The organism is Paenibacillus sp. FSL W7-1088, assembly GCF_037969855.1.
Classification (GTDB): domain Bacteria; phylum Bacillota; class Bacilli; order Paenibacillales; family Paenibacillaceae; genus Paenibacillus.
Window position 1 is genome coordinate 4,195,489 of the sequence record NZ_CP150216.1, and the last position, 19,255, is coordinate 4,214,743.

Below are 19,255 nucleotides of genomic sequence, written 5' to 3' on the forward strand. Positions count from 1 at the left end.
TTTTGACCACTTCAATATCAATACTCTTTCTTAATTACAAAAAATGATCCCCGAATGGTTCCAGCTAACTTGGATTTCTGTCTGGCAAACTTAAACTTGCCTTCCAACTCCGCTGGAACTTCCATCCCCTCGGAAAGCTTAAAACCCACGGCCCGCTTCTTAGGGTCATCCACCGTATACATGACATTGAGTCCAAGACCATCTTCATAAAAGACGTAGGAAATTCGAATGTTTTCCACTTGAAAAGCCGACGTCTCCAAAGGCTTGGCCGCAAATTCAATATCACGTTCTTCCTTCAAAATTCGTGTTACATAATCAAGGGTGTCCTGACTTTCGCTAGCAGGAACAACCGTAAATTCATGCTTGTATTTGTTCATAAAATAACGGGCTTCATTCGCACGCAAACCTGCAAGCGCTGCTGCTACTGGTGAGGACTCTAATCCGACCGTAGACACATTTTTAAAATCAACGATATACGACATGCCGATCTCTCCTTCACCTTATTTCTTAACAACAGGAATCCATATTTCACCAAATACCAAGCCGTTTCGTTGCCCCATCTCAACCGTAGTATTTGGTCCACCAACATAAGCATAATTCGTTTCCGCTGGTAGAACTTGACCAAAAGCAACGCCAGTAAGGTTATTATTTAACTCATCAGATGTTGCTCCTTCCCCCTTAACGACCAGGTACTCACCTTTAGGGAATTGGATCACTCTGGTTGCTTCTGGCAGTGTTTCTTCTGTCATGACACCAGCATAATGCATCATCTTGTTATTCACCGCTTCGTTCACGGCAAAAATATAGTCATTGGTCGCTATAGCTTTTAAAGCATCCAGGCTTCCATCTTCTTTCACAGCCGACCAAAAATCCGCCTTTTCTTTGTTAATCCCAGCAAAGTCTGTGTAATTGCTCTTAAGCTCAGTTCCAATACCCAAAACGATAAAACTGTCTTTTTCCTCAAAATTATAATTACTCATTCGTAACACCATCCTCTTTAAATTTATCAATGCATTTGTCTTTTCACTTGATGGGTTTATAATAACCTTGAATCATGTCAAATTATGATACTGTTTAGGAGGACCCGATGAAAAAAGTTGAACGGATTAATATCATCATGAGGTATATTAACAACCGTGCTCACTTTACCATTTCTGAGATCATGCGGGAATTTAACATCTCTCGTTCGACCGCTATTCGAGATATCCGAGAAATTGAAGCTATGGGCATGCCACTTGTCGCTGAAGTTGGGAGGGATGGGGGTTATTTTGTCATGAACAACTCTGTCCTGCCCACGGTCCGCTTTACCGATAATGAGATCAAAGCTCTTTTTCTCGCCTTTATGGCAACTAGAAATCAACAACTCCCTTATCTAAAGAGCCGTCAGTCTTTAACCGAAAAGTTACTGGGCCTTATCTCCGAAAATCAGCAAGATGACCTTGTTCTTTTGAATCAAATATTGCTTTTTGAAGGGACCAACCCCCATAATCCCGACTTGCTTGATCTGTCAGACCTGCCCCACCCTATGTTGGAAAAACTCATCCAGCTTCTTCTTATAGAGAGCCATTTGTTGGTTACCGTCCAGGAAGAAAGGGAAATAAATTCGTATCCCATTTATCTTCTACACCTTTATCGTGAAAAAAGCCTATGGATCATTGAAGGCTTCGACTTAGAGGAAGAAAAGAGACGGATTCTATCTGTCGACAATGTCACCCATATTGAACCCTTTCCTACGAAGAAAAAGGTAAGCAAGAAAAAGATTTTAGAAAAATTAAGTAAGCAGGAAGAAGTGATCAACCTTGTCCTCGAACTTGGTCCAAAGGCGATTGCACAGTTCAAGAAGTATCATCCTTTAAAGCTTTCACTTTCTTATACGAACCCTTACCAAACTACAGCCGTTATAAAGACGTTTATCAACGTTCATCATGCAGAAGAATTAACCGAAATAACCAATTGGTTGCTTTTCTTGGGTGGAGATATCCAGGTTAAGGAGATGCCAGAAGAAATTGCAGCAGGTGTACAAGAGAGATTAAGCTTATTTTGCCCTTAAGTATTGGATAGTTAAAACCAAATAACTTTGAACTTAGATCATGCTTTTATTATCTGCTGTTTCTACTGAGATCTACTATGGAACATTATCCCAATTCTCCTGAACTATAAGGTATCGTTTAACGATAAAAAAACGCATTGAGGAATGATCTCCTCAATACGTTTTCTGGCGATCTACAACTCACTCACATCATCTGTTATTGTTAAGCTCTTCAAAGAACTTAATATTAGTCTCGAAATCGGGCACAGTTTGAGATTCTTCAGCTTGTTTAACTAATCTTACAACCATATCATTATAAGGTGTTGAGATTTGTTTGCCTAAAGCTGACCGTGGAACTACTCCATTGATATAATCAATTTCGGTCTTCCGCTGCTTTTCGAGATCCTGCAGCATGCTTGCTTTTAACAGTCTGGAGGACGCCATGAGAACCCGAAGAGTTTTAATTCGTTCCGGGATATCCTTATCACTTTGTATTTCCAAAGATTCAATATCAAAGCCACCCATCGTGGCAAATTTCACACCATTTGCGTGTCCAACTTTGATCGTTTCATCGGCAATATGAACGGCACTTACAATACTAATATCATGATCAAGCACGACGCCATACTCCACGTTCAGTGCTGCAGATAGGCCGCTAAATGCATTGTTAATAAGCAATTTAGACCACTTCGTGCCCACCAGGTTATCGGAAATATGTGTTCCACCCACAAGGTCTAGTATAGATTGGATCTGTTGAATTCTTTCGGTTGTTTCCCCATTTAATTCGCCAATTTGAAAAGCGTACTGCTTAAAGCGATTGAACTCTGTTGTAAGTCTTGATACTCCCGGTTCAATAAACGTAGCACCAAATTCAACAGATCCGGCAATGACCCGTTCCCGGCCAACAATGGAAGCTACTTTTTCTTCAGGGATACCGTTTTGCAAGGAAAGCACAACACTTTGGTCATCTAAATACGGTAACAGGTCTTTTAGAACGGACTCGTTATATAGCTGTTTAGTTAGAAGCAAGACTAAATCATAAGTTCCTGACATCTCGTCGGGAGTAATGGCCTTCACCTTTGCCTGAAAATCCGTAGTGCCAGTAATTTGGGCCCCTGTCTGGTTTAATGCGTCCACATGTGCTTGATAGACATCGATCAACTCTACATCTTGTCCGCCGGCAGCAATATATGCACCAGCAATGGTTCCTAAGGAACCTGCTCCTAAAATTGCAATTCTCATATGGAATTCCCCTACCTTTTCTGTTTGAATGCTTTTTTTGAATGCTTTTAATGACGTTTATTTTTCATCAGCTAAATAATCATATATAACTGTTGGAGAAGGCAGCGAAAGCTCTGTGATGATATGGGAAGCCGAAACAACCTCAAGTACTGGCAAATCTGCCATCGGCGCAAGAGCATGAGCGAATAGCTCCAGTCTTGCAGGGCCTGACCAGGCACCCTGTATTTTAATATCCGTAATTTGGCTCCGTACCAATTCACAGATTCTTGGATATCCGTCATAACCAGGCATCTTTTTCAGCATATAATTTGGTTTAACAATCTCTTGCAGCGCCTCCGAATGATCAAGCGGAAAATGCTTATATCCCATAGTCGCGGTAGCCACTCTCAAAGAGCCATAATCCATAAGTCCAACCAATGTGTCGGAATCTACATACAAACTGGGTTTGCCCATTTTTTTAGGAAAGGCACCTATTTCCCTGCCTGATGCGATTGCAGGAAAACTGTCTACGTACATTGCGTGGAGATAATCCCCTTCCTCCCCATCATAGCTCACAGGTATCACTTGACCACATTCTGTATAGGAACCAAGGCCTGTTACATCCGGCATTTTCATAATCTCAAACCTTACAAGCGGAGAGGTAACCTCCAATGGCTCCGGAACGATTTTTCTTAAGCGTTCCAGATCAGTTCTATATAAAATGTTCAGGTATTCGCGATTATAAAAACGATAAGGCCCCAAAGGATATGCCCCTGCATCCAGAGGAGTTGTAAATTGCTTAACCACTTCTTCCTTTCTCATCTGAACCACACCTTCCGATCTCTAATTTCTTCATTTTGTTGTCTGATTTATATCGAAATGATGATTACAAAATCCATTTTACATCTCAATTTACATTTAATCTAATACATGATAATATATAAACTTATTTATTATAATAAATATATGGGGTGCACTATAGTGGAGCTGCTTCAATTGAAATACTTTCAGACCGTCGCTTATACAGAGCATATTTCTAAGGCTGCCGAACAATTAAATATTGCTCAGCCTTCTTTAAGCCTGACGATAAAGAGACTTGAGGATGAGTTGGGTACAACCCTATTTGATCGGAAAGGGAGAAATATACAATTGAATGCATCCGGAAAAATCCTCTTGAACCATGTCAACAGGATTTTCACCGAAATTGAAAATGCAAGAATGGAAATACAGACGAAGGATATGGCAATTGACCATACCATCAAAATATCGATTTCAAATCCCAGATTCCTATCCGGATTGATCAGCAGGTACATTACCCAGTGGCCGGATACCAATATTCAACAGGGACTCGGAGCTAGAAATGACATCCTTGCAAGCTTAAAAAAAGGGGATATTGATTTGGGGATCGCAGGTCCACCTATGGCGGACGATGAGATTGAAAGTTGTGTCCTTATTAATGAAGATATCGTGCTGGTTTTACCATTCACTCACAAGTTTGCGACAAAATCTGAAATTTCGTTAAGTAAAGTGGCCGATGAATCTTTTATTGCCCTTGCTAATAATGAGGAATATAGCTTTTTTACAACCGAGCTTTGCAAAAAAGCAGGATTCACTCCCAAAATTATTTTCGAGGTGGATTCTCATTTACTGGCGGAAATTATTAAGGTCAACCAGGGTATCGCGCTACTCCCTATTTCAGTCTGTAGAACGTTGGATTTGAATTACGTCAGAATCGCGGATATTAATCCTACCTATCCAGTAGGACTATCTTGGGTGAAGGATAGATATTTATCTTCTTCGGCCAGAAATTTCCGGGACTTTATTATTGCCTATTTTAATGATTATTCTGCATTGTACAAAGTTTGAAAAATTACATATACGGAGCATTCTGTGACTTTTTGCGCCTTCAAATTCATCATTGGTTCTCATCTATAGTGCTGTAAAATTTCATTTACTGTTTGCTCAGGGGACTGCTCCGAACTGTCCAGCCAAAATCCGATTTGAGGCGTTTCCTTCAAAAAGTCTGAATACAAATTCTCTACCGTAAAGGCAGTGTACCCGACCTTTCCTCTTGATTTTTCACGTTCTTTTACTACCTCTACCTTCGGACACAGCACAACTAACCGAACCGGGTGATCCTTTAACTGCTCCATCATATAGACTAATTCCGCACCATAGTAATTATCCTGCAAAACTACAGAAAAATCATTCTCATAATAGGTTTTTGCGGCATTTGCAGCTAACCGATAACGCAAATATAATTGACGGACTGCTTCTTCCGACGGTTCAGCGGCCATGTCTTCGCGGCCGGATACAATCATCCGACGGAATATATCACCACGCAGATGCACGGCTTTTCCCAGCTTGGAAGCCAGCAGCTCCGACACTGTTGACTTACCAGAAGCCATTACGCCTGTAATTAAGTAGATCGTTTTTTCCATAACGAAGTACCTCCTTCTTATCATAAAAAGAAACAACCCTGTACAAAGTAGAAATATTCACCAGAATCAAGATATGGGTTCTTAGACATATTTATTTATCATGGCATTTAGGAACTCTCGGAACTCTTCAACATATGCTTTAGGTTCTATGATTTGCAAATCCGTCCCGAAACTAGCTAAAAACCGAAATCCAAAGTGGTTTTGCGGCAAATCTATTTCGGCTATAAGGAGTTCAGAATTGTAAGCTTCAATCCTTTTTTGACCGTATCTTTCAATAAATTGATCTTTTATTCGATGCGAGATCAATACTTTAATTGTAATTAGATTCGGTTGATAATATTGCTCTGTTTTCTGTTCAGTCATAAAATCCCTAGCAACAAATGTATTAATATCGATATTCAGATTATCCGTTCTGGACAATTTAAACGTTCGATACTCCATTCGATCTAAACAAAACCCCTTCAAATACCAACTCATTTCACTAAAATGAAGCTGGTATGGCTCGACCCGTCTCTGCGACTTGGCCCCACTTTGATCTATATAATCGAATGTAAGTAACCTTTCTTGCTCTATTGCTTCCTGACAAGTCTTTAAGATTTGCACAATTTCAGGACGACCATCCCAATTATAAAAAGACAGTTGAATGGTACCTCCCAAAGTCGTTGAACCTATCATTGATTCAATCTTTTTAAGCGTTGATTCTACTTCGTCACTAAATAGAATTTTTCCCAATCCGCCCAGTGCAGTTAGTATATTTTCTAAATCTTTGCTGCTTAAAAGTCGTTTGTCTATTTTGTATTCATCCATAATCCCGTATCCGCCGTTCACTCCATTTATAGAATAAATGGGAATGTTAGATAATCCAATTGTTTCCATATCACGTAGAATCGTTCTTTTGGACACATTGAATAATTTTGCAAATTCGGTGGCTGATACTATATTCTTTTGCAGCAAGATCATTATGATGGATATTAATCTTTCAATTTTGTTCACGATAGTCCTCTTTAAAATATAATTTTTGAACAAAGCTAATAGGTGACAACCTAGCTGTCACCTATTATAGCTTACACTTCATGTATTACAAGAAGGAGGTTTTATCATGTCCGTTATTGCATATTTAAATTTTGATGGGAACACCGAGCAGGTCATCGCGTTTTATTCGGAAGCTTTAAACGCAAGTGAGGTAAAAAAAGTGAAATTCAAGGATTTTTCACAAGATCCAAACTACCCTTTGCCAGAAAATGAGTTGAACATGATTATGGAGTCATCGTTAGAATTCGCTGGTGGAAAAATAATGATGTCGGATCTTCTTCCTTCGATGAAGAATGTAACGGGTGAGCTGGTTAAAGGCAACAATGTAATCATTAGTATCATTATTGATGATAAACAGGCAATGAAAAACTACTTTACTAATTTGTCTGAAGGCGGCTATGTGATCATGCCATTATCAGAGATGCCTTGGTCATCCTGCTTCGGAATGTTGGTGGATAAATTTGGTATCGTTTGGAAGTTTAATAGCGACGCTAACACATTCCTGGATAGCGTAATTGCTAATGCTACTTAATGAACTGCTGCCAGCAAAGTCAAAAAGCGAATTGAGATCTTGGTTTCAAGAACATTGCCTGACTGAAAATTCTTGCTGGGTCGTGGTGAGTATGAAATCAACACCAGGTACGTTGCTGTATCTGGATGCTGTTGAAGAAGCCTTGTGTTTTGGATGGATTGATGGGCAAAAAAAGAAAATTTCCGAGACTCAATTAGCTCAAAGGTTATCTCCTCGAAGCAAAAAAAGTTCGTGGACTGAATTGAATAAAGAACGGGCACGTCGCCTTGAAACGCTGGGATTAATGACAGATGAAGGTCGAAAGGCTCTCCCTGCTCTCAGTTACGAATCATTTAAAATCGACCCTATAATTTTGCAGAGGTTGAAAGAGGACACGAAAGTGCATCAGAATTTCTCTGCATTTCCAGATATTTATAAAAGAATTCGAATCGACACCATCCAAAGCTATAAAACTCAACCTGAGTTATTTAACAAAAGATTAGATAAATTTATAACAAACACCAAACAAAATAAAATGTATGGCAATTGGAATGACAATGGACGCCTATACTACCAAAACACCTCACCTTGAATATTCAAGGTGAGGTGTTTCATGATAGAAAGTAATATTAATCGAAATCGGAATTTAAATATTTCAATTATCATTAGAAATTTCATCAGTCAAAAAAATCCGATTGGTGGAGTTGCTTTATTGGATTTGTTGAGTCAAACCCCATGATTATTACTCACCCAAGTTGTTCCAGAACGCTTGGAAGGCAGCTTTCTTGATTTCGAAGAATACCGGTACATTGCCATAACGCACCAGACCTTCCCCAAATAGGACTAATTGGACCTGCGTCTTATCTTCGAGCGTCAGGTAGATGATCTTGCGATCTTCCTGCCCGTAAAGACGCTCTTCCAGTTCAGGGCTTGTTGCTACCGGTTTGGCAGCGTATAGCGCTGAGATAAAGCTGTTCAGCGCTTTGTCTGCTGCGAGCGGCTGCAGCTGCTGCAAGCCATTGTTCCAGCTGGCGAAGGTCTCCCACTGCGCCGAAGCGACGTTGCCCTCGAGGTGAAGCTTGCCGATCAGGTCTTCGCCGCTGCCGATAGTGATGCCGTTGCTCTGGTCAAACAGTTGGGCATGCCCCTGACCATCGATCTCGGTGTAAGACATGATGCGGAAATTCGTGTCGTAGCCATTGACCGCATAGATGTCCGCTTCTCCTATGTTGGAGGCAAGTTCTCTGTACTCATCCTTTCCACTCAGCTCATGAATGCCGCCAGTCGTAGTACCCAGCTTCTCGCCTCGCAGAGCAAGAGCATCCGTACCGTCAAGCGATGTAGCAGACTGTGTATAGACGTTGCCCTGATAAACCACCAGTTGAAGCATATCGGCCTTCACGCCATCCTTGGAATCCGGCAGCTCTGTCTTCGGAATCACCACCGGGTCGAATGACGCGCCCGGAGTGACCTGTGCCACCTGCGTCGCTGGCGCAGTCGGTCCATTCACTTGCTGCCATATGCTTGGCGCCGCAAGTCCAACACTGGCAGCGATGACGACGCTTGCTGCAATATATAGCGTTTTTCGCTGGTGCTTTTGTTCATGGCGTTGTGTGTTCAATGTTTCTTCTATCCGTTTTTTCATTTGGTCGTTTGTTCTCATATGGTCCACCGCTTTCTTATAGTTACGTTTAAATTGTTCCTCGTTCATTGGGGTTCTGCTCCTTCCAGCTCCAGTTTTAACAGCTGTCTTCCCCGCTTCAATCGCATCTTCACCGCAGACTCGCTGATCTGCAGGATCTCGCCGATTTCCCGGATCGGATAATCTTCGTAATAGTACAAATGAACCACCGATCTATACTTGACGGGCAGTGACAGCACGAGTTCAATCAGTGCCTGATCTTCGGGGTTGTCTGTCGTAAGGGAATCTGCTCCCTCCAGCTTGACCTCCCGTTTGCGCCAGCCTTTGCCTAATAAGGATTTACAATGATTGGTGATGACCCGGATCAACCATGCTTTCTGATGTTCTGCATCGTTGAACGTAGGGGCTTTTTCCATTAACTTGATGAAGGTATCCTGAGTGGCTTCCTCCGCGTCCTCTCGCCTGCCAAGATGCACCATCGCGATCCGGAACAGCGTATCCGCGTAAGTTTCATAGACTTTCATCATATGATCTCCCCGTTGGGGCATTGATCGCTGCATGGTTGTTCTGCCCTCCTTTATATCTCTAACACTCTCAAGGACGGCATTTGGTCACATTTTGTTGTAAATTTTAAATTTAGATAATTTTCTAACGGATGACCGACCAACCTCTTGCTCTCAAGGACGGATATGGATTTGTACGATAAAATAATAAAAAGCCGCTAAAATAGCGACTTTGACAATTAAAATGCGATTGGGATTCATCATAGAGCGGAGCTTCTTTTGACAACAATTAAACTTACCGGAAAATGTAGACAGACAAAAGGCCGTCATGATGACGGCTTACACGTTTTAAAGCATCAATAATATATACAGCAACTGAAAGTATGTTAAATACTTCTATGGATCACACTTTTGGTCTCGGCTGCCTCAAAAATAGTCTCAATCAGTACAAGCACTCTGTGAACTTCATCATTCTTAATTGCAATCTCAGATTTCCCTTCGAGTACAGAGACGAAATTTTCATAGAAGCTTTGCTCCTTCAATTCCGGCTTTTCAATCGCGAACTTTAGTGTAGACAGTTCGGACGGCGGTGCCATCGTTTTGGTCAATCCCTGCCCTGCTTGGATCGGTTTCGGCTCTATATGAGCAACATCCGGATTCCGAGTGATAATCTCTCCACTTAAATCCCAGTCCCTAATCACTGCTGTACCTTCCGTTCCTTTGAGATACCATCTCGGTAACTTCACGTAATTGGTTGTTCCCACTTCAATAAGTGCCGTAAGGCCATCTTTAAACGTTATATAACTCGTAAAACCATCATCCACTTCGGTTCCCAAAATATAACTTAAATTAGCGGCCACACTTTCAATTTGGCTATCTGTAATCTGCAGCAGTTGGTCCAGCAAATGCACGCCCCAATCCAGCAGCATACCTCCACCGTAATCTTTCAGCTGGCGCCAGTCGCCAGGAATGCCATTGGCTCCTTGAACCCGGGATTCCAAATGGAAGAGCTCGCCCAAAGTCTTTTTATCGATGATGTCCTTGGCCGTCAGGAAATCTTCATCCCAGCGGCGATTTTGATGGACCGTAAACACGCGTTTTTCCTCATTCGCTACCTTGACGATATCATCAAAATCCTTGCTGGTGATTGTAACCGGTTTTTCGCAAATGACATGTTTACCCGCCTGCAGAGCTTGAATGGCTATTTCTTTGTGAACATCATTAGGTGTAGCGATTAAAACGATATCCACCAGCTCATCTGTCAGAACAGCATCCAGACTTGCGTATGTTTTATAGCCGGCTTCCTTTCCCAATTCCATCCGATATTCAACCGTATCGTAAACCCCGATGACGGAAATCTGTGATACAGGCTCAATTAACTGGCAATGATAACTGCCCATCCCCCCAAAGCCAACAATTGCTATATTATAAATTCGGTTATTCATCTTCATCGTCCTTCCTTTTTGGAATATGCCTATATGATAGAACTCTCACAGCAAACTTTATGTAAAAAAGATGAGTGGCTGCGACCTTGATGTATGCAAGATGTATAGCACCTCAACTTAATTTAATACCCTTATCATACAAGTCTCATTAGAGACTATCTTCCTATTTTCTTGCTGTTTTATTCCCGGATATTGTCATGCGATACTTTAAAGGCGATGTGCCCGTCGCTTCCTTGAAGAAGTGATGAAACGTCTTAACGCTATTGAATCCGGCTTGCTCTGCTATTTCGGTAATCGAATAGTTTTCATTGAGCAAAATCCATTTCGCTTTATTAAGTCGATATTCATTTAGAAATGTTACAAAGGTCATACCTGTATTTTTCTTGAAAAACTTAGTGAAATAATAAGGACTGAACCCTATATAGTCGGCTACGTCTTTTAGTATAATTGATTCTTGGTAATGGCTTTCTACATATTCAAAAATTCGTTCCAGCTTAAATAGCATTTCTTTGGTCGGAATCAGGATATTTTCCGAGATTTGGGGTCGATGTTTCTCACTCCCCCTTGGTACTTCTCTTAGAATAAAAGTCAACATTTCATAAAGTTTGGCCTTGATCATATATGCATAACCTTCTTTGCGCTCGTAATCTTCTGTGCTTATGTCTTGCAGAAGAGGAAGAAGCTTGGTTGCCGTTTCACGAGGCCAGTTCCTGCTGGATTGCTCTATTTGAGTAAAAATGTCACGAAGCGACCGATCATCGTAAATTAGTGTGGATACGTCTTGGAACAGACTCAAGTCAAATTGAATAACAATTCGCTCACTATCAGGGGATGACAAAAAAAAGTGGACGTCACCGCCATTAATGAATTGGACTTCCCCCTGCTTCAGACGGATTACCTTGTCATTCAATCCCAAATCCAGGCTTCCCTGGGTAACATAAATAATTTCAATTTCCTTATGCCAGTGAGGATAACAGAGCACATCCCCTGTGTGAATAAAGCTTCGAAATGGGAGCCGTTTGTCAAGTTCCGGGATTTCCAGATATAAACTCATGTACGCTAGCTGTCCTCCTTATATGTTGCATTCCATATATTTCTGTAACCGATTTCAGCCAAATTCATGTAAACATTCCTTCTGTTCTTTCTCTATAGATCCTAATTAATAATAATTCAAAAGAATATGTTTATAAACGATTTTCCTCATAAGGATTGATGCTGAGCACTCCTGCATCATCAAGTCGATTTTGAAAGTAACGGTGCAAGATAAGATTAATCATATGCCTTATCAAAAACCGCACATCCGATTTCCGGATGTACGGTTTTGTTTACATTCTAATTCCCTTGTTCCTTAATCACCTGTTCAATTCCCGATAAAATCAGCTTCAAGCCGAACTCAAACGCTCCATCGCTCCCCATCATCTCAAACAGCCCGCCCTTGTGCATTCTCCGGAACAGTCCTGCTTCCGTCTCGCTCATGGAGTCGAGTAGCTGGATCATCTCCACGCCCGGAAGCTCTCCCTGATTCTTAATCATGACGGAGACCGTACGCTGATGCTCATAATTATCCAGAACGAAGAAGAACACATAGTTCACAAGCGTGAGAACGGCTTGCAATTTCTGCTCTTGCTCAAGTGGCGTCGATTCCATGCAGAGCAGCATACGGTTGGTGAAACGAATCATGTCCGGCTCATGGGGCAGCGTCTGCATCATAAGCTGCGTGGAGCAGGGATAACGGCGGAGTACACTCCGTATCGATATCGCAAGGCCCTCCATTTGCACCTTCCAGTCCCCATCGGATTGGAATTCGTTCAGGATCATTTTCGATATCTGGTTGGCCAGATGCTGGTAGAGATGCTGCTTGCTCTTAAAGTACCAGTACAGAGAAGGAGCCTGAATACCCAGTCGATCGGCCAATCGCCTCATACTGAATTTCTCAATACCTTCATCCCCAAGAAGCTCCCAAGAGGCTTCCAAAATCTTATCCTCCGAAATCTGAGGCTGTTGTTTTTTCATCCGTATCCACCCTTTTATCTAACAGTGTAAGATTATGCTTTACAGGTTCATACATTCATGATACCATCTAACACTGTAAGGCACAAACTAACACTGTTAGATTGGAAATTGAAATATCATTCGCATTCCAATTCATTTCAAAAAATAAACAAAGAAAGTAGTGACTCCACATGGATGCAGAAAACCTCCATTATTTTGAAAAAGCACCGATCGCAAAAGCCGTAGCTCACTTCGCTGTACCGATGATGTTAGGTACGTCGATGAGTGTCATTTATTCTATCCTAAACGCCTATTTCCTTGGTACATTAGGCAATACTGCCATGTTAACCGCACTCGCGCTAACCTTGCCGTTATTCGCCGTGATTATGGCGCTCGGCAACTTGATTGGTATGGGCAGCGGTACATTCATCTCCCGTTTGTTAGGAGAAAAAAGATATGAGGATATAAAACATGTTTCTTCATTCGCCTTTTACAGCAGTTTAGTTCTTGGTCTTATCGTAATGGCCGTCGGCCTCCCGCTGATCAATCCCATTGTTCATAGTCTGGGTGCAACGCCTGAATCCTTTGGATTTACAAAAGACTATGTCACGATTATGCTTATCGGTTCACCATTCGTCATATTATTCTTCACGCTGGAGAATATCGTGCGCTCGGAGGGTGCAGCAATCACATCCATGATCGGTATGATTCTCAGTGTGGTTGTAAATATTATTATTGATGCGATCGTCATCTTCATCTTCCATTGGGGTGTAATCGGCGTTGCTTCTGCAACAGTCATTTCTAACTTGGTTGCCAGTGTTTTTTACGCATTCCATATGGGATATAAAAGCCAATTCTTGACTGTCTCCGTAAAATGGTTCAAGGCTTCCAAGGAAATTATGAGTAATGTGTTCAAAATCGGTGTTCCCGTCTTTATCATGAGTATCTTCTTGGGTGCAATGTCGCTCATTTTGAACCATTTTCTTGTCGAGTATGGAGATCAGGCCGTAGCGGGGTACGGAATTTCATCACGTTTGTTGCAATTTCCTGAGTTTATACTGATGGGCTTATGCGAGGGGGTTGTGCCGTTGATTGCCTTCTCTTTTACAGCGAATAAATTACGTATGAAACATACCATTGGATTTACGATCAAAGCGATTTTGGCGTTAGCTGTTGTGTTCGGCGTTGTCGTCTATTTGATTTCCGACCACTTAATTGGTTTATTTACGAATGACCCGCAATTAATTGAAATGGGTAGCTACATTCTGCATGTGACGTTCCTATCCTTGTTCATTACAGGAATGACTTCGTTGTTTGTGGGGATCTTCCAAGCAACAGCGCAAGGAACCGCCGCGTTTGTTATGTCAGTCATTCAAGGAATTACGCTGATTCCTGTACTCTATATCGCCAACCAGCTTAACGGCTTCCACGGGGTTGTATGGTCACTTGTCATTGCGGATGTCGTCGCGTTTCTTGTTGGAGCTATCATGCTGTATATTCTTCGTAACAAATTGCAGCCAGATTTAGAGAATCTAGTGCATTAGAAAATATTTAAAAAATAACACGTAACGTCACAGAGTTTACTTTAGAACGCTGCTCACAGGCTTAACCGCCCGGTATTAGTTATTTATAAATTAAAATAAAACGCCCAATCTTTCTAAAAAAATTGGGCGTTTTCTATATTATGAATGGCGGTCTTAGACCGCAGCTATATGATTATTTATCTCCCCTTCTTCTACATACTTCAATTCATTTACTTCTAAAACGTTTCTGTCTAGTGCAATCTCTAGAAGACAATGCGGTCTTTGACTGATCACTTAAATAACATTTTAAAATCTGTCGTTTATCCTTGTCATAACAGGGTTCAACAAGAACAGCCATGTGCTATTGTCCAAAGCTGGAAGCAAAACAAGGGGACTTTTTGTACCAGCATACCGTATTCGTATGCTATCTGATTCAATACACCGTAACGTACTTAGAAGATACTTCGCATTAATCGTAATAATAAAATTTTCTCCGTTCTTATCTTCCAAAAGAAGCTCATCTCTTACATCACCAATCTCAGACGTACTTGATATAAGCTCCATCCTCTTCTCTGAAACATGTATTGTAATTAAATGATGATCAGCCAACACAAATACGCGGTCAATTACTTGCCTAAATGATTTGACATTCAAGATAATCTCGGAGACATAAGTAGTTGGAACAAGATTTCTGGTTGATGGGTATAAACCTTCGATTAACACCGATTCAATAATCTGATTTTGCGCTATAAACCTGATCTCATGATGGCTTAGTTGTATGGTTACCATTCCGTCGCCTTCATCGTCCAACAGTTTGACGATCTCCATTAAGTTAACACCAGGAATTACAGCACTTCCGAAAAATTCTCTTCTGTTCTCAATACAGATTGACCGTGAGGCCATTCTAATAACCCCGTCTGTAGCGACCATAGTAAGCTGATTTCCTTGAACCTCCAGCGATACTCCCGTCAAAATCGGTTTCGCCTCAGATGTTGAAACTGCCACGACTACCTGTTTGATCAAAGACTTTAATAAGCTGGACGATACATCTATGCTTTTACCTGTGTATTGATGATATGTTGTAGGAATAAATGGGGAGTCAATAGGCGACATTCCGCTCAGGCAAACACGTGTGTTCCCAGAAGTAATACTTAGTAAAAGTTGCTCGTTCACCTCCAAGACCACATTTCCATCATTCAATTTACGAATGATTTCATATAGATACTTGGCTGGGCAGACAATGCTCCCCTCCTTAACAGTATGAATCTTGTTATTATCAGTAATACAAGCCCTATGCTGAACCGTTAGACTGGCATTACTACCGCTAAAAACGACCTCTTTGCTTCCTGCATATATGTACAACCCGGACAAGACTCCCTGATTATTATTCGATAAAGCCTTAAAGACATGCTGAATAGACTTAGCTAATAAATCTCTTGATAAGTGTACTAACAACTTATTCACCTGCCTTTTTTATTAGCGTCATAATAGGCCTCAATCAAATTCCTTAAAAAGGAAGACCGAGAGATCTCTAGATCTTGACACTCACGATCAACTTCTTCCCAAATCTCTTCAGTTAGAGTTAAGGAAACCTTCTTTGTCACGCCGATACCCTTTCTTCCTGCACCCTCACGCGGCCCTCCACGGGTAAAAACGAAGCCGAGCTGACCGTCTTTCTTAGATAGACCAATCTTAAATTGTTTGTCCTCCATCTTATATCAACTCCATTGAATTAGGTTACTCAAATCAATTCTCCATAGTCACATTTTACCACATATTTCTATACCCTGTCACTGAGTGAATACTCCGAATCGTTAATCGTTACAAGGACTTATCCTGGAATGAAACAAGAACTTACAATGTTAAAACAAAAAAGCCGCTATATTAGCGACTTTTAATGGGAAAATTTTATATCCAAGATAGTGGGACACATCATACGAACTGCTTTTTCCAACTAAAAACAAACAAACCGTTAAGCACTTTTTATTCAATTACGCTGCAATCAGCCACGACTTCCGGTTTATAACGCATGCTGTCCGATTCTGTGATGGGACGAATGACTCTGCAGGGTACACCCGCTGCAAAAGAACCCTCAGGGATATCTTGGGTCACTACGCTTCCTGCACCAATGACACATCCGTCACCGATGGTAACACCGCCGCATACGGTGACGTTAGCCGAAATCCAAACATCATTTCCGATGGTGACAGGTTTAGCATAACAAAGCGACTTGGGTTCCCCGTTTTGGTCGAGCATTTGTCGACGTTCTGAAGCTATGAAAGGGTGAACCGGTGTAACAATGGTCACATTAGGTCCAAAGCTGACATGATCACCAATAGTAACCTTAGCATCATCCTGAACGGTCAAATTGTAGTTCGCAAAAAAATGGTTGCCGATTTCTGTGTGAACGCCATAATGAAAGAAAATGGGACCTTGTATAAAACAACGCTCTCCTTTTCGACCCAGAATCTGCATGAGTAATGCTTCGCGCTCCTCCGTCTGATCCTCAAAAGTACGACTGTATTGACTGCTAAGATTGTGAGAGCGCAGCTTAATCGCCTTAAGGTCAGGATGGCCGGGGCTAAATAAGATCCCATCAAAAATTCGTTCTTCTTCAGTCATGTTATCAACTCCTGTTATAGATACTTCGATACATGAAATCAATCAAACTGCTAAGATTAATAATAAAACACACTTTATACAATACCTTTATAATGAATATTTATAAAGTGTATAAAAAGCATCCTACGAAATCAACTACAAAGCAAGTGTATTTATCCACACCATTTCTGTCAATGAATACTCGGAGGCTTTTCGTTCTTCCAACAACCTTTATTTTCCTTACAAACTGATTCCCTTTTCGTTTCGTACTTTGTCCGGTGTTACATCATTTCCATCTGGATCAAGTATGGTAAGCACTGAAAAAGTGTTTAGAACTTGCCCACGAATTTCCCGTAAATAATCTTCTCGTAATACTTGTTGTTCAACTCGTTCCGCATTGGTTAAGCCTTCTTCACGCTCTTTTTTCGCCAATTCATTAATGCGACCTAAATGTTTAATCATCCTTTTCCTCTCCTTCTTTACAATGATTCTTACTGGTAGTCTAGCACCGAAATGCATACATTGCACCTATTTAAGAGCCACTTCAGACACTTTTGTTCTGTAGGATAGCATTTGTGATATTGTATACTTTTTTATACGAAAAGGGAACTGCCACGTTCGACAGTCCCCGTCTCCTAATTACTGCTTGCCTTAAAGCTCCTCATGCCATTCCTGTTTGAGCTCACTCCAATGTGCTCGTTTTTCCAGTGCAGCCTGGAAATCATTCCAAGCCTGTTCAAATTGTGAGTCATCCTTAGCCATAATCAGCTTGGCTTTGTACTCTTTTCGCACATTATCGAGTTCAGGCAAATACTTCTCCCATAAGCCACCCGGTTTGGCTTTCACCATATCGTAGTTTTCAGCAACCCGTGTCCCACCCATTTTGCCAATCTTTTCGGTGAATTCGATCGTTTTGAATCTTCCTTTCGGTTCAGTAACCCCATAATTCCACCATGGATACCAGTCGTTACTATAGGAAGAAGCCGCGTAAAGCTCTGGCGTCGTGCTTGCCTTCTTCGCTTGATCTCCAGAGTCATGCAAAGCTTTATATTTCTCGTCCGTGTACACCCATTTTCCTAACGGTTGATCCACCCAATCCCAGAACACTCCTGGCGGACCTTCATTCACGACCTGCTGCTGTTCGGGCTTTGGCTGTAGTGTGTAATCGAAGAAAGCAAGAATGGAATCGAGATTTTTAGTATTTTTATTGATAAAAACGTCATTGGCAGGATAAGGATTGATAATCTGATTAGCGCCAATCTCACTCACGCCATCCACTTTCGGATAGGGAATGACATCATAGTACCATGCCGGATCGGTTGGCCCATCGAGAACCTCCCATAACTGGGCGTCCATATTAAAGAACCCACCTGCATTCATGGCTACACGTCCGGATTTGTTTTTCTCTTTGTAACGCTCCTTCTTGTCTGTAATCGCTTCGTGATCCAGAAGCCCTTCCCGGAACATGTGGTTCATCCATTGGTAAGCCGCTTTATATTGTGGATTGTCATAGATAAACTGATAATCATTGCCTTGCTTCTCTACTGGAATGACGCCGCCCGCTGTGCTGACCGTAACGCCAAATGTACTCAGGATGACATTTTCATCGCTTGCGTCAGACAGAAAACTAAGAGGAATCAATGGTTTCCCGTTTTCATCCTTCTGCTCAGCAGACAATCTCAAATATTTCTCTATACCTTCCAACGATTTCAAATCATCCATCGTCATGCCGGTTTTCTCCAGTACATCTGTACGGACAAACCAGCCGTAGGAAGCCCAACCGGGCCAAGGATCATCGGGATTTTGATCAAACCATGTCGGAATGGAATAGATATGTCCGTCCGAAGCTTTCATTTGATCGAGATAGATTTTCGGAATGGAAGCCAACCCGGGATATTTATCCGGCATATCGAAGTATTGTTCCAGCGGAAGAACGCTGCCCGAACGCGTCATCGCAGTGGTCACGACATCACTACGTGAGAACAGAGCTGCATCATCAAAGCCACCGGTATTCAATTTCAGGTTCAGCTCTGTCATTACATCGCCCTGCGTAGCCTCCAGCCGAACGTCTATGCCCGGCTCCTTTTCTTTCCAATACATTTGGACCATACTTTGATTATTAATTGTTGCATTCCAGCCCAGCCATAGCTTAAATGAATTTGCATAACTGCTGCCACTCTCTGTGCTGCTGCTTGAGCATGCCGTTATCCCAAACATCAGTAGAGCCAAGGATAATAGCGCCAGTTTTCTTCCCTTTTGTTGACGTAAACTCATCACATACGTCCCCCTCGGTTATTTTGAAATTGTATAGGATT

Annotated in this window: 21 protein-coding genes; 5 read left to right on the top strand and 16 right to left on the bottom strand. The window is 41.6% G+C overall.

Features of this window, described 5'->3' with window-relative positions:
- Positions 1-17: 17 nt before the first annotated feature.
- Both MKY42_RS18705 and MKY42_RS18710 read right to left on the bottom strand, forming a co-directional pair.
- Positions 18-482 carry a phage tail protein gene (locus MKY42_RS18705; RefSeq protein ID WP_090899471.1) on the bottom strand — a complete coding sequence of 155 codons (465 nt, stop codon included), beginning with the start codon at positions 480-482 and terminating at the stop codon, positions 18-20.
- An 18-nt stretch (positions 483-500) separates the two neighbouring features.
- Positions 501-980: a GyrI-like domain-containing protein gene (locus MKY42_RS18710; RefSeq protein WP_339843891.1), complete on the bottom strand. Its 480-nt coding sequence runs from the start codon at positions 978-980 to the stop codon at positions 501-503.
- A gap of 107 nt (positions 981-1,087) precedes the next feature.
- On the opposite strand from MKY42_RS18710, the gene MKY42_RS18715 reads away from it, so the two are divergent.
- Complete coding sequence (locus tag MKY42_RS18715) at positions 1,088-2,050, top strand: HTH domain-containing protein (RefSeq protein WP_339843894.1); 963 nt, start codon at positions 1,088-1,090, stop codon at positions 2,048-2,050.
- Between the two features lie 189 nt (positions 2,051-2,239).
- Here MKY42_RS18715 and MKY42_RS18720 read toward each other — a convergent pair whose 3' ends face one another.
- Complete coding sequence (locus tag MKY42_RS18720) at positions 2,240-3,271, bottom strand: ketopantoate reductase family protein (RefSeq protein ID WP_339843896.1); 1,032 nt, start codon at positions 3,269-3,271, stop codon at positions 2,240-2,242.
- Positions 3,272-3,328: 57 nt separating this feature from the next.
- Positions 3,329-4,072 (bottom strand): acetoacetate decarboxylase, encoded by a 744-nt coding sequence (locus tag MKY42_RS18725; RefSeq protein WP_111619627.1) that lies wholly within the window; start codon positions 4,070-4,072, stop codon positions 3,329-3,331.
- Between the two features lie 159 nt (positions 4,073-4,231).
- Between MKY42_RS18725 and MKY42_RS18730 the strand changes: the two genes are divergently transcribed.
- Entirely contained in the window at positions 4,232-5,116 is an 885-nt protein-coding gene (locus MKY42_RS18730) for a LysR family transcriptional regulator (protein WP_090899485.1), read from the top strand.
- A gap of 59 nt (positions 5,117-5,175) precedes the next feature.
- Here MKY42_RS18730 and MKY42_RS18735 read toward each other — a convergent pair whose 3' ends face one another.
- Both MKY42_RS18735 and MKY42_RS18740 read right to left on the bottom strand, forming a co-directional pair.
- A complete protein-coding gene (locus MKY42_RS18735; protein ID WP_090899488.1) occupies positions 5,176-5,691 on the bottom strand; it encodes an AAA family ATPase in 516 nt (171 codons plus the stop codon).
- An 81-nt stretch (positions 5,692-5,772) separates the two neighbouring features.
- The gene (locus MKY42_RS18740) at positions 5,773-6,684 is read right to left on the bottom strand and encodes a YafY family protein (protein WP_339843899.1); all 912 of its coding nucleotides are present in this window, start codon (positions 6,682-6,684) and stop codon (positions 5,773-5,775) included.
- Between the two features lie 106 nt (positions 6,685-6,790).
- On the opposite strand from MKY42_RS18740, the gene MKY42_RS18745 reads away from it, so the two are divergent.
- Both MKY42_RS18745 and MKY42_RS18750 read left to right on the top strand, forming a co-directional pair.
- Positions 6,791-7,255, top strand: coding sequence for a VOC family protein (locus MKY42_RS18745; RefSeq protein WP_090899493.1), 465 nt, complete (start codon positions 6,791-6,793; stop codon positions 7,253-7,255).
- Positions 7,245-7,826: a YdeI/OmpD-associated family protein gene (locus MKY42_RS18750; protein WP_339843901.1), complete on the top strand. Its 582-nt coding sequence runs from the start codon at positions 7,245-7,247 to the stop codon at positions 7,824-7,826. The genes MKY42_RS18745 and MKY42_RS18750 overlap by 11 nt, the downstream gene beginning before the upstream one ends.
- A gap of 150 nt (positions 7,827-7,976) precedes the next feature.
- Here MKY42_RS18750 and MKY42_RS18755 read toward each other — a convergent pair whose 3' ends face one another.
- From MKY42_RS18755 to MKY42_RS18775, 5 genes are all read right to left on the bottom strand, one after another.
- Positions 7,977-8,945, bottom strand: coding sequence for a hypothetical protein (locus MKY42_RS18755; protein ID WP_090899498.1), 969 nt, complete (start codon positions 8,943-8,945; stop codon positions 7,977-7,979).
- On the bottom strand, positions 8,942-9,436 hold the full coding sequence (locus MKY42_RS18760; protein WP_090899501.1) for a sigma-70 family RNA polymerase sigma factor: 495 nt from the start codon (positions 9,434-9,436) through the stop codon (positions 8,942-8,944). The genes MKY42_RS18755 and MKY42_RS18760 overlap by 4 nt, the downstream gene beginning before the upstream one ends.
- 329 nt (positions 9,437-9,765) lie before the next feature.
- A complete protein-coding gene (locus MKY42_RS18765) occupies positions 9,766-10,830 on the bottom strand; it encodes a Gfo/Idh/MocA family oxidoreductase (protein WP_339843905.1) in 1,065 nt (354 codons plus the stop codon).
- A 157-nt stretch (positions 10,831-10,987) separates the two neighbouring features.
- Positions 10,988-11,878 carry a helix-turn-helix domain-containing protein gene (locus tag MKY42_RS18770; RefSeq protein ID WP_090899508.1) on the bottom strand — a complete coding sequence of 297 codons (891 nt, stop codon included), beginning with the start codon at positions 11,876-11,878 and terminating at the stop codon, positions 10,988-10,990.
- Between the two features lie 278 nt (positions 11,879-12,156).
- Positions 12,157-12,837, bottom strand: coding sequence for a TetR/AcrR family transcriptional regulator C-terminal domain-containing protein (locus MKY42_RS18775; protein ID WP_090899511.1), 681 nt, complete (start codon positions 12,835-12,837; stop codon positions 12,157-12,159).
- Between the two features lie 170 nt (positions 12,838-13,007).
- Here MKY42_RS18775 and MKY42_RS18780 point away from each other — a divergent pair, with 170 nt between their 5' ends.
- Positions 13,008-14,360 carry an MATE family efflux transporter gene (locus tag MKY42_RS18780; protein WP_179264354.1) on the top strand — a complete coding sequence of 451 codons (1,353 nt, stop codon included), beginning with the start codon at positions 13,008-13,010 and terminating at the stop codon, positions 14,358-14,360.
- Between the two features lie 285 nt (positions 14,361-14,645).
- Here the strand turns inward: MKY42_RS18780 and dnaN are convergent, their stop codons facing one another.
- The 5 genes from dnaN to MKY42_RS18805 form a co-directional block, all read right to left on the bottom strand.
- Entirely contained in the window at positions 14,646-15,803 is a 1,158-nt protein-coding gene (gene dnaN / locus MKY42_RS18785) for a DNA polymerase III subunit beta (RefSeq protein WP_339843911.1), read from the bottom strand.
- On the bottom strand, positions 15,800-16,051 hold the full coding sequence (locus tag MKY42_RS18790; protein WP_090899521.1) for a ribbon-helix-helix domain-containing protein: 252 nt from the start codon (positions 16,049-16,051) through the stop codon (positions 15,800-15,802). Before MKY42_RS18790 ends, dnaN begins: the two co-directional genes overlap by 4 nt.
- 271 nt (positions 16,052-16,322) lie before the next feature.
- Positions 16,323-16,961: a sugar O-acetyltransferase gene (locus MKY42_RS18795; protein ID WP_339843914.1), complete on the bottom strand. Its 639-nt coding sequence runs from the start codon at positions 16,959-16,961 to the stop codon at positions 16,323-16,325.
- A gap of 219 nt (positions 16,962-17,180) precedes the next feature.
- Positions 17,181-17,402, bottom strand: coding sequence for a DUF896 domain-containing protein (locus MKY42_RS18800; RefSeq protein ID WP_076289250.1), 222 nt, complete (start codon positions 17,400-17,402; stop codon positions 17,181-17,183).
- Between the two features lie 189 nt (positions 17,403-17,591).
- A complete protein-coding gene (locus tag MKY42_RS18805; RefSeq protein WP_339843918.1) occupies positions 17,592-19,214 on the bottom strand; it encodes a hypothetical protein in 1,623 nt (540 codons plus the stop codon).
- Between the last annotated feature and the right edge of the window lie 41 nt (positions 19,215-19,255).